Below are 15,506 nucleotides of genomic sequence, written 5' to 3'. Positions count from 1 at the left end.
GTTTGAAAATTAATGTGAATGTGTTTCTTCAGATTTTTCTTGTGAATCAGAATGATCTCCATGGTCCATATCACTATGATCCATGTCTTCCATTTTCATGTGTTCACTGTGTTCCATTGGAGCAGGTCTGAATTCTAAATGTGTTGATGAATAACTTGAACGACCTACGTGCTCAGCAGCTAGTAGTTCATCAAATTTTTCTTCAGTTAATGGTTTTTCGTTTGCTTTTACATCAGAAGCCCATTTGTCGAAGTCTTCTTGTGTCATAGATTGCGCTTCAAATTCCATTTCAGCAAATCCACGACCACTAAAGTTAGAGTTACGGCCCATGAATGAACCAACTTCATCTGCTGCAAGGTGAATAGTTGTTAACATGTCACTCATCGCATATTTTTGACCAGCTAATTGTGGGATCCAAAAACTTGTAATTGGTCCGAATGAATAAAGTTTGAACTCAATTGGACGGTCAATTGGTAGATTTACATAGTTCACAGTCTCAATACCTTGCTCTGGATAGCTAAAGTGCCATTTCCAGTTAGAGGATGATGCATAAATAATAAGTGGCTCTTTATTGTCATAACCTTCTGGTTGAGCCTCAACTGTACTTGTTGTTCTTACAGTAACAATAGCTAAGAATGCTACGATGATAATCGGAATAACTGTCCATGTAATTTCAAGTAGATGACTACCTTCTTCGTGAGGAGGCTCATAATCGGCAGATGCTTTTGAAGCACGGTATTTAGTTAGCATAAATGCTAAAAGCACGTACACGACTAGTAATATAAAGGCCATTGTAATAATGGATAAAATAATTGTGTCTGATAATGTTTTGGCATTTGGCCCTTTTGGATCAAAGATTGTTAAGGGTTCACAGCCAGCAAGAATTGCTAACGCACCAAATACTACAAACATTAAGCTTAACTTTTTCTTCATGTTTGACTCCTTTCTATAAAACGGCTATTCATAAATTTCATGTTATTGGGTATAGATTCGAAATTATAAATAGTGGGTAATAAGGTCACCTCTTTTAATTGTTGTATCAATCAAATAATCAGAAATACTTACAATGGCATGGTTCAATATGAAACATTGAATCTAGTATTTGATTGATCTAGTGCAAGCGGTTGCAAAGTCATTGATCTGTGCAATCGATTTTTAGACAATGTGTCATCTTTGATCGACACAAATGACGTTGTTTGCACATAGGATTATACGCTCCGTTTTAAAGAAAAAAAATTATTTTGTTATTGAATTAATAGCAAACAGGGGTTGAATATGAACATTTTTTGAACGAAAAAAGTTATTTTAATATTGGTATTTTTGCGTTTTCTAAAATAAACACTGTTAAAACGTTGAAAATACTGAGTTTATCATCTTTAACTAAGTAAATAGAAGTAAATAGTTTTTTTTATGAAAAATATCATTTCACATTTTAGACGTCATTTTGTAATAAAGTCGCCGTTAGGCTGAGGAGTTGAATGCATTTTTGTTGCGTTTTTTTTAAAAAAGGAGTATACGAAAAGTAGTAAAAAGGATATATCAGGATAAATTCTCAATGTAAGGGATGGCCGTAAAGGGGATTTTTGGAATGTGATATTAATTATGTTAATATAATTACGTGTTGCCATATATTGGGGTATCTATGTTTTACCTGAAAAGTAAAAATAGCAAACTAAGGATATTCCTAGTTTGCTAAATTTTGTTATAGAGACGAAAATAGAAGTTCTAAGCAGACAGAAAGTGGATTTTACTAATTTTAAGCACCAAGCTTTAGCCATTTTGCTACTTGTCCATAGATGGTATTTTGAAGTTTTGAGGCGAGGTTATTCATTTTTAAGGCAAAATACAATGTTTTCATTAAATTTAGTGTGCATGTACGTCCGCTAAAAAATGCCTCGTTATAGCCTTGCGTCATTAAATGCATTTCAAATTTATCGAATACCTGCTCTGTATACTCTATTAATGCTTCCTCAGAGTAGTCACAAGCTAATAGCGCTTCAATTATATTGACTAAGCGTTCCTCCTCGTCGTTGACAAAGACAGTATCTTTCCAAGAAACAAGTTTCAACGCATGCAAGATCGAAGGGGCATGCTGTAAATCAAATTTAGGGTGTTTAATCGTCATTGCTGCTAAATCGGCACCATGAGCAATGCTATGCGCCCAACCCTTGTCATGAACGTGACCTCTTGTATCCTTTTCCAATAATAAATAACGGCCAATCTTTTGGAAGAAAATTTGTAGACGATCGTCATTTAAAATCAGTAGCTCAGCATCTTTTGCAAGCAGACTTGCTACGAGTAAAGCAGAAAACGAACGAGTAAAGACACTATCTGTCATCTCTTCACCTATGTTTAAGTATAAAAAATCGTCGCCTGTTGCTGTATCAAATAAATATTGTAGCTGTTGGGCGTTCAATAAATTATCGCTAAGTAAATCGATAAAAGTACGATAAATTAATTGGTCTCGCAACTCTGCATCTGGTGAGCCAATGTGCGTTAACATTTCTTGTAACAGCCAATCGCCCTCTTGTAACATAAATTCTTGGCGTACTGAATGTGTCATAGTTGAAAATGATTGTAATGCATTTTTGATATTCATATGTAATTCCCCCGAAGTTAAGTTAATTTTCTAAAAGAGCCATTTTCTCCTATATGTTCTTTGAAGATACGCCCGCCTTTGCAATTACATATACAAAGGCATAGTGAAAATATTATATGGAGCTAAGTCTTATCATTATAGCGCTTTTTCAAAGACCTGTTTGATGATTTATGAAGTTTTCTAGTGATATAGAAGTATATTTACTATAGGAATTCCAGAATCTACAGAAAGTTGATATGATAGAAAAGCAATAAAAAGGGATAGACTTATTAAAGGATTGCATAATAAAAAGAAGACATATCTATTTAAATATGTTTCATTTTAGTTACAATATAACGGCTGACTTTATACCGAACGGCCATTCAGTAAAAGTATCTTGATTGGTTTTTAATTCTACAAGAATATTTGCATTTTTAATGGCGTCGATTAGCCACTCACTATAATAAAGATTCGGTTGAGCGTGTTGTAAGATTCGTTGCATATCTTTTTTGTCGATACTTAGAAGTTTATAGTTGCATTCAATGTGTACACTTTGGGGAATAATAAAAAGTGACTCATGTTGGTGTCCGATTGAAATGGAGCCAGGAATGTAACCTTGGATACTTATAATATGTGTAATCGCTTCTTGTGTGTATAAATCAATCTTTGTGCGTGTGAGTATTTCAAATTCAATCGGATAATCCTTCTTATGGGGGCCGTCCGCTGTAGAATATGAAATAACTTTAATTGATAGTGCCTCAAACGTAGGAGAGATACGACTATCAAATTCAGTAACTGTATCCATTAATTGCATGTATTCCACTCCTTGTGAAGAATTTGTTTCTTAAATGACAGACGAGATGCCTGTAAATAGTAATAAATGATAGCTATTATTAATTATAATACAATTTATTACAAAATATGAAATGCGAAAGCAGTGATTTTTTGTTAAAGATGCCCCAAGTGGCTCATCGGACGCCCCCCAAAAAAAGAAAGTCCTAGTCGGAACGGAAATCAATCCCATGTTATGGTGATAATTCATATAGGATCAATAAGTAAAATAGTGGTAAAGAGGTGAGAAAAATGACAAAGCGAAAACAGCATGTTATAAAACATGACAATATAGTTGTTTTTCCTGGTGCTGTTCAGACATTAATACGTGAAGGACATATGTATGCGGAAAATTATCAATATGAAGAAGCTGTGGCAAGCTTTGAAAAAGCATTTTTATATGAAACTGGAGATGAATTAGCATTAAGTGCCTACGCATACGCCTTATATGAATTAAAGGCATACGACAAAGTCAAAAATGTTTGTGAGCAATTGTTTACTATGGGAACTACATTGTATGTGGAAGTAATGGAACTGTATGTTACTGTATGTATGCAGCTAAAGGAATACCATCAAGTAGAGTCATTAATTACGACATTGATTGAAGAAAATGCACTTCCGGTAGATCAGGTAGAGAAATTTGAACGTTTGAGAAGCTTGAATCAAGAAGTGGCTAGGAATCTCCAGAAAAAAGAGGATGCGCAACGATTGTTAGAAGAGCAAGAATATGAACTTTCGGAATTTAGCGCATTATCACCAGATGAACAATCTATTCGATTACATCGCTTAATGGATACGAATGTACGACAATTAAAAACAGCATTGAAAGCTATTATTGAATGTCCAACGATCCATCCATTTGTCCAGAGTTTAGCACTAATACTATTAGTGGAACAAGAAGTATCAATTGAGATTACTGTTTCAAAATTTAACGAAACAATGATTGTTAATCCTATCAATTTAGTACTACCAAATCAGTTGCCTCAGTATGGGGAAGTAAAAAAAATAATAGAAAATAAATTAGAACAAGACCCATCGACGTTAGAAATGGTACAATATCTAATGGCAAAGCATGCCATTGTGACGTATCCGTTTGAATGGCACCCATACGAAGCCGATGATATTGCCTATAGTTATATTGACTTTGTACAATCCATGCTCGGAAAAGTGCAGGAAATGAACTATGAAATCATTGACTTTTTACAAATGTTAGAAAAACTAACAGAACTACATGAGGTATGAAATAAGTTGAAACTATACGCATCTATGTTATACTAAAATGGTTGTCAAAATCGTAGTTACGAATGAATTGTCTAACAATTAAACTTGATTATTTATTTGGAGGTATTTATACATGTCAGCAAAATGGGAAAAACAAGAAGGTAATATCGGTACTCTTACAATTGAGGTACCTGCTGTAGAAGTAGACGCAGCAATGGATCAAGCATTTAAAAAAGTAGTAAAACAAATTAACGTACCAGGTTTCCGTAAAGGTAAAATGCCTCGTAAAATGTTTGAACAACGCTTTGGTATCGAATCTTTATACCAAGATGCATTAGAAGTCATCGTACCTGATTCTTATGCGAAAGCTATCGATGAAGCTGGAATTATGCCAGTAGATTACCCAGAAATTTCTGGTACAGAAAACTTCGTACACGGTAAAGATTTCACATTTACTGCTCAAGTAACAGTGAAACCAGAGCCAAAACTTGGTGAGTACAAAGGTTTAGAAGTTACGAAACTTCCAGTAGAAGTTACTGATGAAGAAGTAGAAACACAAATTCAAGACCAATTAGCTCGTAAAGCTGAACTTGAAATTAAAGAAGACGAAGCAATCGTAGAAGGCGATACAGCTGTTATCGACTTTGAAGGTTTCGTAGGGGAAGAAGCATTTGAAGGTGGTAAAGGTGAAGACTATCCACTAGAAATTGGTTCAGGTTCATTCATCCCTGGCTTTGAAGAGCAAATTGTAGGTATTAAAACTGGTGAATCTAAAGACGTAGTTGTTACTTTCCCAGAAGAATACCATGCAGCTGAATTAGCTGGTAAAGAAGCTACTTTCAAAGTAACTGTAAAAGAAGTTAAAACGAAAGTTCTTCCAGAATTAAACGATGAATTCGCTAAAGAATTAGACCCAGAAGTTGAGGGCGTTGAAGCTTTACGCGCTAAAATCAAAGAGCAAACTGCTGAACAAAAACAAGCAGAATCAGATGCAGCACTTCGTGACGAATTAGTAGAAAAAGCTGCTGAGAATGCAGAATTTGAAGTACCTGCTGGTATGATTAACTCTGAAACTGATCGTATGTTACAAGAATTTGGTCAACGTTTACAAACGCAAGGTATGAACTTAGACCTTTACTATCAATTCTCAGGTCAATCAGAAGAAGATTTACGTGGACAAATGAAAGAAGAAGCAGAAAGCCGTGTACGTGTATCTTTAACACTTGAAGCAATTGCTGAAGCTGAAAAAATTGAAGCTACTGAAGCTGATATTGAAGCTGAATTAGAAAAAATGGCTGCTCAATTCAATATGACAAAAGAGCAAATTACAGGTGCTTTAGGTGGCACATCAGTTCTTGAAAATGATATTAAAATTCAAAAAACAGTTGAATTTTTAGTAGAAAACGCTAAAATTACTGAATAGGATTTTTTTGTAACTTGATAGTCCAATTAAAACAAGGTACGGCGTTAAACCGTGCCTTGTTTTATCACATATATTTTGTTTAGGTTTAGCTTATTCCCCTTAGGTTTAGTTCGACATAGTTAATGATGTTGATGATGTTACAACTACTTTCACCGAAAAATACATCCTCCAAAAGGAAGCGCTGTTTTTGAAGATGGGATAGGCAGAGCCTTTACACTTCTAATACATAGTATTGTTTGACTTTTCACACGATGCTAAATTGTAACTTCATTCAGCAGAGTCAGAGCTTAGTGTATTTTTATCAATTTCTCAACAAATGAGGAATAATGCTTTAATTAAACTATATAGCAAATACATCCTCTTCTGAATGAAGTTAAGCCTCTGGCGAATGTAATAGATTTTAAGGAAATGCAAGTTACTCATTTGAGTATCTGTAATTTGACTTATGGGTGTAACAGTGAAATCACAAGCTAAATACAGTGACGAGAGTAGGGAGCTTGACGAAACGAAAGGTCTCTGGTCGCTAGAGGTTTCTGAAGAATCAGTCAGTTACATGTGCGTGGAAATAAAAGGTATAATCAGTGAAATTCAGGTTCATCACCAAAAGTTGTGGATGACATTTGTTAAAACGTATGCCATTTATCTTCATTCAGTAGAAGACTTCTACCTCTGAAGTGAGATGAATGCGGATGTGCTTCCTTTTTCAAAATTTGATCTTCGTTACGACTGGGCGACTCCTTGGGGATTAGTGATAGAGGAACGAAGGCTAAAACCATCACATCCTGTGATAACGCCTTCGTGACCAACATCGGTGCCGCTGCCGCTTCGCTTTCGCGCAAAAAACATCTGTTGGCCCGAGACCATGGAGCGCAGCGAAGCGGCTCATCGGACGCCCCCGGGAAAGCGCCCAGTCGGAACGGAAATCAACCACACGTCATGGTGATGAGCTGGAATTCATCAAGTTAATGAATTGGCAGCTTTGTGGTAAATTCTAATGTTTTTTGTACAATGAATGTCGAAATTTTTTTAAAATCTCGAACCATAATCGCCGAGGTGTAAATGGATGCAGACAATTTATTTGATAAAGGTTCAATAATCTTGTAAGATTGTTGCTTGAATAGGGGTGAAACATATTGTTCAAATTTAATGATGAAAAAGGCAATTTAAAATGCTCATTCTGTGGAAAGCCACAAGAACAGGTGCGTAAATTAGTTGCAGGTCCTGGTGTTTATATTTGTGATGAATGTATCGAGCTTTGTTCAGAAATCGTTGTAGAGGAACTGGGCGGTGAAGAGGAAATTGAATTCCAGGATATTCCGAAACCGAAAGAAATCTTAGCGATTTTAGATGAGTATGTAATTGGACAAGAACGTGCTAAAAAAGCTTTAGCAGTTGCGGTTTACAATCACTACAAACGCATTAATACGAATAGTAAAATTGATGATGTAGAATTAGCAAAATCGAACATTGTGTTAATCGGCCCAACTGGTAGCGGTAAAACTTTATTAGCTCAAACATTGGCGCGTATATTAAACGTTCCTTTTGCTATTGCGGATGCTACTTCTCTAACAGAAGCAGGCTATGTTGGTGAGGACGTTGAAAATATCTTATTAAAATTAATTCAATCAGCAGATTATGATATTGAGCGTGCTGAAAAAGGGATCATCTATATTGATGAAATCGATAAAGTTGCACGTAAATCTGAAAATCCATCCATTACACGTGATGTATCTGGTGAAGGTGTACAACAAGCCCTTCTTAAAATTTTAGAAGGAACAGTTGCGAGTGTTCCACCACAAGGTGGTCGTAAGCATCCTCACCAAGAATTTTTACAAATCGATACGACAAACATCTTATTCATTGTGGGTGGAGCGTTTGATGGAATAGAATCCATTATTAAACGCCGTCAGGGTGAAAAAGTAATTGGCTTCGGTTCAGATCCTAACAAAATAGATATGGATGAAGGCTCAATTATGGCAAAGCTGATTCCAGAGGATTTATTGAAATTTGGTCTAATACCAGAATTCATCGGTCGATTACCAGTACTTGCAAGTCTAGAGCAATTAAACGAGGCTGCGCTTGTACAAATTTTAACGGAGCCTAAAAATGCACTGGCTAAGCAATATCAAAAAATGCTTAATCTAGATGGTGTTGAGCTTGAGTTTGATGAAGGTGCCCTCACTGCAATTGCAAAAGAAGCAATTGAGCGCAAAACAGGTGCACGCGGTCTTCGTTCAATTATTGAGTCAACGATGCTTGATGTAATGTACGAACTACCTTCACGTGAAGACGTGAAAAAATGTATCATTACGGCAAAAACAATTACGGATAAAGAAAAACCGAAATTGCTTCTTGAAGATGGCACTGAACTCGATGAAGGTAGCGACACAAAAACTTCAGCATAACGAACAGACGTGGCTGTCTATTGTTATGAGATAAAGAGTAATTTAGCTGACTTCGATTGTGCAATATTCGCACATATCGACAGTCAGCTTTTTATTCATTCATACATAAAGCCAACTGTAATTAGATGAAATTTTTGGCTCGCTTGATTAACTAGTGTGAATCGGCTTTTTAGACACATACTAGTAGTGAACAAGAAAATTTTGACGGAGGTGAATACCCGCATGGTGACAATACAAAAAACAACAAATGTACCATTATTGCCTTTACGTGGACTTTTAGTATACCCGTCGATGGTGTTACATATTGATGTGGGTAGAAATCGTTCTGTAGCAGCGCTAGAACAAGCAATGTTAGAGGACCAATTGATATTATTGGTAACACAAAAAGAAATGCATGATGAACAGCCTGAGGAGCAAGATTTATATCCAATTGGTACGATTGCATATGTCAAGCAAATGCTAAAATTACCAAATGGGACACTACGAATTTTAGTGGAAGGCGTAGCTCGTGCTTCATGGACTAACTATCAAGCGTTAGAAAAATATACGGTTGTTGACATCGATGTTAAGGAGGAAGCACTCGATAAGGATATTGAAACACAGGCTTTAATGCGTACGTTGTTAACGTATTTCGAAAAATACGCGAAAGCCTCCAATAAGATTACGTCTGAAACCATTAGTACTGTGGCAGACATTGAAGAGCCTGGTCGTTTAGCAGACATCATTGCATCGCATTTACCATTTAAGATTGCTGATAAACAAGAAGTATTGGAGATGCTCAATGTAAAAAAGCGTTTAGATCATTTAATTATTCGTTTGCATGACGAGCAAGAAGTACTTGATCTTGAGAAGAAAATTAATACAAAAGTTAAGCAATCCATGGAGCGTACGCAAAAAGAATATTATTTACGTGAACAAATGAAGGCTATTCAAACAGAGCTAGGGGATCGTGAAGGAAAAACTGGCGAAGTAGCTGAATTACGGAAGCGTATTGATGAAACAGGAATGCCTGAATCCACGAAAGAATTAGTGCTTAAAGAATTGGATCGCTATGAGAAGATACCAACAGCTAGTGCAGAGAGTGGCGTAATTCGAAACTATATTGATTGGATTGTATCAGTACCATGGACTAATGCGACTGAGGACCGCATGAATATCGAACATGCAGAGAACATTTTAAATCGTGATCATGACGGATTAGAAAAAGTAAAAGAACGCATATTAGAATATTTAGCTGTACGTCAGTTGAAAAACTCGTTACGTGGACCAATACTATGTTTAGCTGGCCCTCCTGGTGTCGGTAAGACGTCATTAGCTCGATCTATTGCAGAAAGCTTAGATCGCAAATTTATCCGTATTTCATTAGGTGGGGTACGTGACGAATCAGAAATTCGAGGTCATCGTCGTACGTATGTTGGGGCAATGCCCGGTCGTATTATCCAAGGTATGAAAAAGGCAGGAACGATTAATCCTGTGTTCCTACTAGATGAAATTGATAAAATGTCTAATGACTTTAGAGGAGATCCTGCAGCAGCAATGCTTGAAGTTTTGGATCCAGCCCAAAATAATACATTTAGCGACCATTACATTGAAGAACCTTATGATTTATCAAATGTATTATTTATTGCTACTGCTAATGATTTAAGTGCAATCCCAGGGCCGTTACTAGATCGTATGGAAGTAATCTCAATTGCTGGCTATACAGAAATTGAAAAGGCGCAAATTACCAAAAATCATTTAATACCAAGACAGTTAAAAGAGCATGGCTTGAAAAAAACACAAGTTATTATTAAAGATGAAGCAGTAGTAGATGTTATCCGTTATTATACACGTGAAGCAGGTGTTCGAGGGCTAGAGCGTCAAATCGCAACTCTATGCCGTAAAATCGCTAAGATCATCGTTTCTGGTGAGAAGAAACGAGTAACAGTTAGCTCAAAGTCTTTAGAAGAGTTACTTGGCAAGCATCGCTTCCGTTATGGACAAGCAGAGAAGGAAAATCAAGTCGGAGTAGCTACTGGGCTTGCTTATACAACTGTGGGTGGTGATACATTACAAATTGAGGTATCATTAACACCGGGTAAAGGGAAATTGCAGCTAACTGGGAAGCTTGGCGATGTCATGAAGGAATCTGCTCAAACAGCTTTATCGTATGTCCGTACAAAAATAGAAGACCTTCAGGTGGATGCAGAATATTTTGAAACACATGATATTCATATTCACGTTCCTGAAGGAGCTGTTCCAAAAGATGGACCTTCTGCAGGTATTACAATGGCAACCGCAATTGTTTCCGCAATTTTACACCGCCCAATACGCCGTGAAGTTGGCATGACAGGTGAAATAACATTACGTGGACGTGTACTGCCAATTGGTGGTTTAAAGGAAAAAACACTCAGTGCGCATCGAGCAGGCTTAACGACAATTATTTGTCCGAAAGATAATGAGCGAGATATTGAGGATATTCCTGAAAGTGTACGCGAACAACTAACATTTAAACTAGTGTCATCGGCTGATGAAGTATTGGCCTATGCACTGGACGGAGGTTTATAAGAAAATGAAAGTCCATAACGTCGAAATGGTCATAAGTGCTGTAAGACCAGACCAATATCCAGAAGATGGACTGCCAGAATTTGCACTAGCCGGTCGTTCAAATGTGGGGAAATCCTCCTTCATTAACCGAATGATCGGTCGTAAAGCTTTAGCACGTATTTCTTCTAAGCCCGGAAAAACACAAACGCTTAATTTTTACAAAATCGAAGAGCAATTGTTTTTTGTAGATGTTCCGGGATATGGTTATGCAAAGGTTTCAAAGACTGAGCGTGAAGCGTGGGGGAAAATGATTGAGCGCTACCTTACAGGACGCCAGGAATTAAAGGCAGTCGTACAAATTGTTGATTTACGTCATCCTCCTACAGATGATGATTGCATGATGTATGATTTTTTAAAGCATTACAATATTCCTTGTATTGTCATTGCAACAAAGGCGGATAAAATTCCAAAAGGTAAATGGGATAAACATAAAAAGGTCGTGAAAGAAACGCTGGATATGGACAAAAATGATCCACTTATTGTTTTTTCTTCAGAAAAAGGACTTGGCTTTGAAGAAGCATGGCGTACTATCGAAAATAAAATGTAATCAATTTCGTTGGCGTAATTGTAGCTGACGCTTCGCTTTCGCTAAAAAACATCTGTAACTGACGCTTCGCTTTCGTTACAAAGAACATCTGTAGCTGACGCTTTGCTTTTGCTACTAAAACATTTTGCTGAATGAAGATAAGAAAACATCTATTGAGTCTAATATTTAGGACAGTAGATGTTTTTTGTTTGAAAATGGGAGAAATCGCTTGATGAATGGAACATTTGACCGATAAATTAGATAGGAGGTGGACTAAATGGATATCGCAGCTTTATCAATGGCAATGAATCAAGCAACGCTAATGCAAAATGTATCTCTAGCTGTAACGAAGCAGGCAATGGAGATGCAACAGCAAAATACAGAACAGTTAGTTGAAATGTTAGATGCTCCACATCCGTCAGCCGGACATACAATTGACATTCAAGTATGATGAAGACAAGGTAGCTTGAAGTTGGAAGCTACCTCTATCTTTGTATCTAATGATAGCTTTAATAAAGAAAGTAAACGCACTAAAATGTAACTTTTTGAATAGGAAAAACTACCAATAATACGATATACTATTTGTAAATAAAATTTTTAAGGAGGCGGGATTTGTTGAAGAAGATTCCATACATACTAATGATTTTGTTACTAACGATTCTCGGATTTTCATCAAGTCAAACAGCCCATGCTGCCCAAATGGTGACTGGAACCTTTGTAGATGTAACATTTTCAGAATATGCCAATTCAAACGGAGTAATAGAAAAAAAGCTGAGCAAGATTACTTTACAAAATAATAGCGGTCGTCAAATTACATACAATATAAATAATAATGCCCGCCTGTATATTAATAATACAGAAACAACAATCGAAGGCTTTAAGATGGGGATGAAGGTAGAAGCGGATATTTCTCTTCGAAGTGTTGTTGAACTTCGAGGTACTTCTAGTTCTACAAAAGAAACAGAATCTCCGACAGTTGCACAAAATACAAAAACACTTGCTGGAGTAGTGACAAGTATTGATCCAAATGGATTATTCATTATGCTGAAGCCTGATATTGGGAAGGAAACTGCCTACTATATAAATAAAGATACAAGCTATCAAAAGAACTCCTCTGCTGTCGATATAAGTGCACTCTACGTAGGGGATCGTGTAAAGCTTAATCTTAAAAATCGAAACACATCCATTGTCACGAAAATAGAAATTAGTGAGACAGGTACATTAGTTGAAAACCTATATAAAGGTGAAATACAAGCTGTTAATGCCAATGCAAATAAGTTAACTGTCAAAAATCAACATGCATTTGTAAATTGGCAATTTGGCTCAGACTCAACAAAAGCTCTATCAACGATGATTTTTTCATCAAAGGTACCGATTTATGTTGGAAATACAAAGATTGAAAAAGGTCAATTGAAAAATTACATTGGCAGTGAAGCATACTATGCGACCGTTAAACAATTCGGCAAAGAAGTCATTGAGAAAATTGTTGTCTTGAAAAATAACGAGCGAACTTACTATGAGCCAATGCTTTCTGTAGATACTGAATATCGATTATTAAAACTTAAATCGGCAGGTTCAATGTACTTCCACGATGGAACGATTTTAATTCGAAATGGTCGTTTAATTGAGCCTACTGGATTGATGGCTTATGGTACAGCCTTTGTTATTTCAGACGGTGCTGCACGGGATCATTATGCACAAGTTGTACAAGTGACAAGTGATAGCTTTATGTCACCGAACTTAGCAGGTCATGATTTATATTATGGACGTTTGTCACAAGCGGACGGCTATTTAATTGAAATTGATGACGCAATGAAGATTGAGTCGAATGTTTTCAAGAAAACAGATCGTACTGTACTGTCAGTTAGTAATTCAACAAAGGCAATGGTCGATGATGGAAACAAAACATATAGCGTAATACCAGATATTGAGCTTTATTTATCTGAAGGTGATTATGGATACTTCTATGTAAAAGATGGACATGTTCAAGCTCTCCATATCCTTGATAATGCTAAGCCAGTTGCACCGTTAATGCTAGCAGGTAAACTACAGTCAGTAAAATCGACATATCCAGCTGTGATTAATGTGAAGAGCGTTAGTCAATGGCAAAATGGCCGTTGGTATGAAGCTGGGGAAATGGTTGATATGAATATTGACCAAGCTACGCTTATTAAAGCTGGTAAAGTTATTCAACCATCTGATTTAAAACCATCTGATCGTTTAGTAGTATTATCTAATCGTTTTGTTAAAGCTCATTTTATATTAGTTGATTAATAAAATATGAATCTGCGAGTCTCCTGCTAGTAGTCTTTTCGACGAAGGCCATCAGCTGCATGAAGTGTGCGAAGTTAGAGGATACTTATGATGAAAACCTTTGTCGCACTACTGGTAGAAGACGAGCAAATTTTAACCTATTATTTTTACCTATTTGACAGCTCCATATTGCGGATATGCATGGAATGAAAGAGAGGGACAAAAAAAGAATGCAAAAACATTTATCTAAAATAATGTTAGTGGTTCTTGCTGTATTTGTTATTGGTGCTACTATCCCAGTAAATGCATCAGCTGCTTCATTAGAAACAACAGGTGCTGTTAAAAATGAATATACATATGAGGAAGCTGTTTTCATTACAGGAACACCTATTATATTTAAAGGCACTAGTAAAGACATCAAAATCACACAAAAAGAATCTAAAGGAAGGTTAACTGAAACATATAGTTTAAAGCTGACAGCAAGTAACGGTGCTACATTGACACGAAATATTGCCTATGAATCTGATGTTGTGGATTATGCTACGATTGGTCAAAAAACATCGAATGGTGTAGTGAAAAAGTATACAGAGAAAATTGTTGCTGGAAAAATAACATATACATTGGTAGATTACCAATTTTCACAAGGTACTGTAACGGACAATCGTGCAGCCTCTGATTATTATTCAGGTAATGTGATTTCTAGAAAAACATATTCCTATCAAACTGGGACTGGAAAAAATGCAACTCAAAATTCTGTAACAATTGATACTGATAGTCGTCATGCTGGCTATGAAAACTTCTGGGGAGCAACAGAAACACAAATTACAGAAGCTGTTTATAATTATAGCGATGGTAAGACAAGCCATATGAAAAATCGTTTATCTACAAGTAAATCACGTGTACTAAACTATGAAGAAAACCTAGGGAGTTTGGGGAGCTTTGATGGTGGATATGCGGTAGTAAGTGAAAAGGATGTTATTTCTGAATATACGTATGATTTAGCCTCTGGACAAAAAGGTTCTATTGACTTAGATACCGAATACATGCCGACAATTGAACGTTTAATCATTCCTAAGTTCCGTGATTTATCAAATCATTATGCGAAAGAGGCTATCGAAAAATTATACTCTTTAGGTATTTACTCTGATGCAAGTAACTTCTTCTCACCGAATACCCCTATGAAGCGTATTGACTTTTCAACGGCGATTGGTAAGGCAGTTGACTTACGTGTTATGGAAGAACCGAAAACGAAAAAACCGACAACTACGGCAAGTATTTTTAAAGATATCAAGCGTACAGTAAAAGATTATGCCTATATTGAGACTGCGGTTCATAAAGGAATTATTAAAGGTGTATCACCAGAGTATTTCAAGCCTGATCATCCAATTACTCGAGCACAAGCCGCTACGATTTATGTGCGTGCCTTAGGGCTTGAGAATAAGGCGCCAGATCCAGGCTATATAACAAAGTTTAAGGATGATGCGCAAATTCCAGCCTATGCAAGAGACGGTATTTACATTGTAAATGAGTTAGGCTTAATGACTGGTGACCCTGTAGGTCGATTTAATCCAAATCAACCATTAACGCGAGCAGAAGCATCAGTAGTGTTAGAACGTTTCTTGAATTATTTGGAAAATGACTTAAAACAAAATTATCGAGATGACATATTGTTCTTTAATTAAA

Annotated in this window: 11 protein-coding genes; 8 read left to right on the top strand and 3 right to left on the bottom strand. The window is 36.4% G+C overall.

Translation table 11 applies throughout. The annotated features are described in order from the left end of the window. Positions 1-9: 9 nt before the first annotated feature. From qoxA to FJQ98_RS20790, 3 genes are all read right to left on the bottom strand, one after another. Complete coding sequence (gene qoxA, locus FJQ98_RS20800; protein WP_053596726.1) at positions 10-933, bottom strand: cytochrome aa3 quinol oxidase subunit II; 924 nt, start codon at positions 931-933, stop codon at positions 10-12. 823 nt (positions 934-1,756) lie between these two features. Next, on the bottom strand, positions 1,757-2,599 hold the full coding sequence (locus FJQ98_RS20795) for a DUF2785 domain-containing protein (RefSeq protein WP_053596727.1): 843 nt from the start codon (positions 2,597-2,599) through the stop codon (positions 1,757-1,759). A gap of 325 nt (positions 2,600-2,924) precedes the next feature. Further along, positions 2,925-3,392, bottom strand: a complete 468-nt coding sequence (locus FJQ98_RS20790; protein ID WP_053596728.1) for a hypothetical protein — start codon at positions 3,390-3,392, stop codon at positions 2,925-2,927. Positions 3,393-3,661: 269 nt separating this feature from the next. Between FJQ98_RS20790 and FJQ98_RS20785 the strand changes: the two genes are divergently transcribed. The 8 genes from FJQ98_RS20785 (at position 3,662) to FJQ98_RS20750 (ending at position 15,505) form a co-directional block, all read left to right on the top strand. Beyond that, on the top strand, positions 3,662-4,651 hold the full coding sequence (locus FJQ98_RS20785) for a CDC27 family protein (protein ID WP_053596729.1): 990 nt from the start codon (positions 3,662-3,664) through the stop codon (positions 4,649-4,651). A gap of 112 nt (positions 4,652-4,763) precedes the next feature. Further along, on the top strand, positions 4,764-6,053 hold the full coding sequence (tig, locus tag FJQ98_RS20780) for a trigger factor (protein WP_053596730.1): 1,290 nt from the start codon (positions 4,764-4,766) through the stop codon (positions 6,051-6,053). 1,133 nt (positions 6,054-7,186) lie between these two features. After that, on the top strand, positions 7,187-8,458 hold the full coding sequence (gene clpX / locus FJQ98_RS20775; protein WP_053596732.1) for an ATP-dependent protease ATP-binding subunit ClpX: 1,272 nt from the start codon (positions 7,187-7,189) through the stop codon (positions 8,456-8,458). A gap of 222 nt (positions 8,459-8,680) precedes the next feature. Next, complete coding sequence (lon, locus tag FJQ98_RS20770) at positions 8,681-11,005, top strand: endopeptidase La (RefSeq protein WP_053596733.1); 2,325 nt, start codon at positions 8,681-8,683, stop codon at positions 11,003-11,005. A gap of 4 nt (positions 11,006-11,009) precedes the next feature. Then, complete coding sequence (gene yihA, locus FJQ98_RS20765; RefSeq protein ID WP_053596734.1) at positions 11,010-11,591, top strand: ribosome biogenesis GTP-binding protein YihA/YsxC; 582 nt, start codon at positions 11,010-11,012, stop codon at positions 11,589-11,591. Positions 11,592-11,847: 256 nt separating this feature from the next. Then, on the top strand, positions 11,848-12,021 hold the full coding sequence (locus tag FJQ98_RS20760) for a YjfB family protein (RefSeq protein WP_075807335.1): 174 nt from the start codon (positions 11,848-11,850) through the stop codon (positions 12,019-12,021). Between the two features lie 161 nt (positions 12,022-12,182). Further along, complete coding sequence (locus tag FJQ98_RS20755) at positions 12,183-13,844, top strand: hypothetical protein (protein ID WP_246494245.1); 1,662 nt, start codon at positions 12,183-12,185, stop codon at positions 13,842-13,844. Between the two features lie 209 nt (positions 13,845-14,053). Further along, a complete protein-coding gene (locus FJQ98_RS20750; protein WP_053596736.1) occupies positions 14,054-15,505 on the top strand; it encodes an S-layer homology domain-containing protein in 1,452 nt (483 codons plus the stop codon). The last annotated feature ends 1 nt before the right edge of the window (position 15,506 follow it).

The organism is Lysinibacillus agricola, from assembly GCF_016638705.1.
Taxonomy (GTDB): domain Bacteria; phylum Bacillota; class Bacilli; order Bacillales_A; family Planococcaceae; genus Lysinibacillus; species Lysinibacillus agricola.
This window is presented reverse-complemented; position numbering and strand designations above follow the sequence as displayed.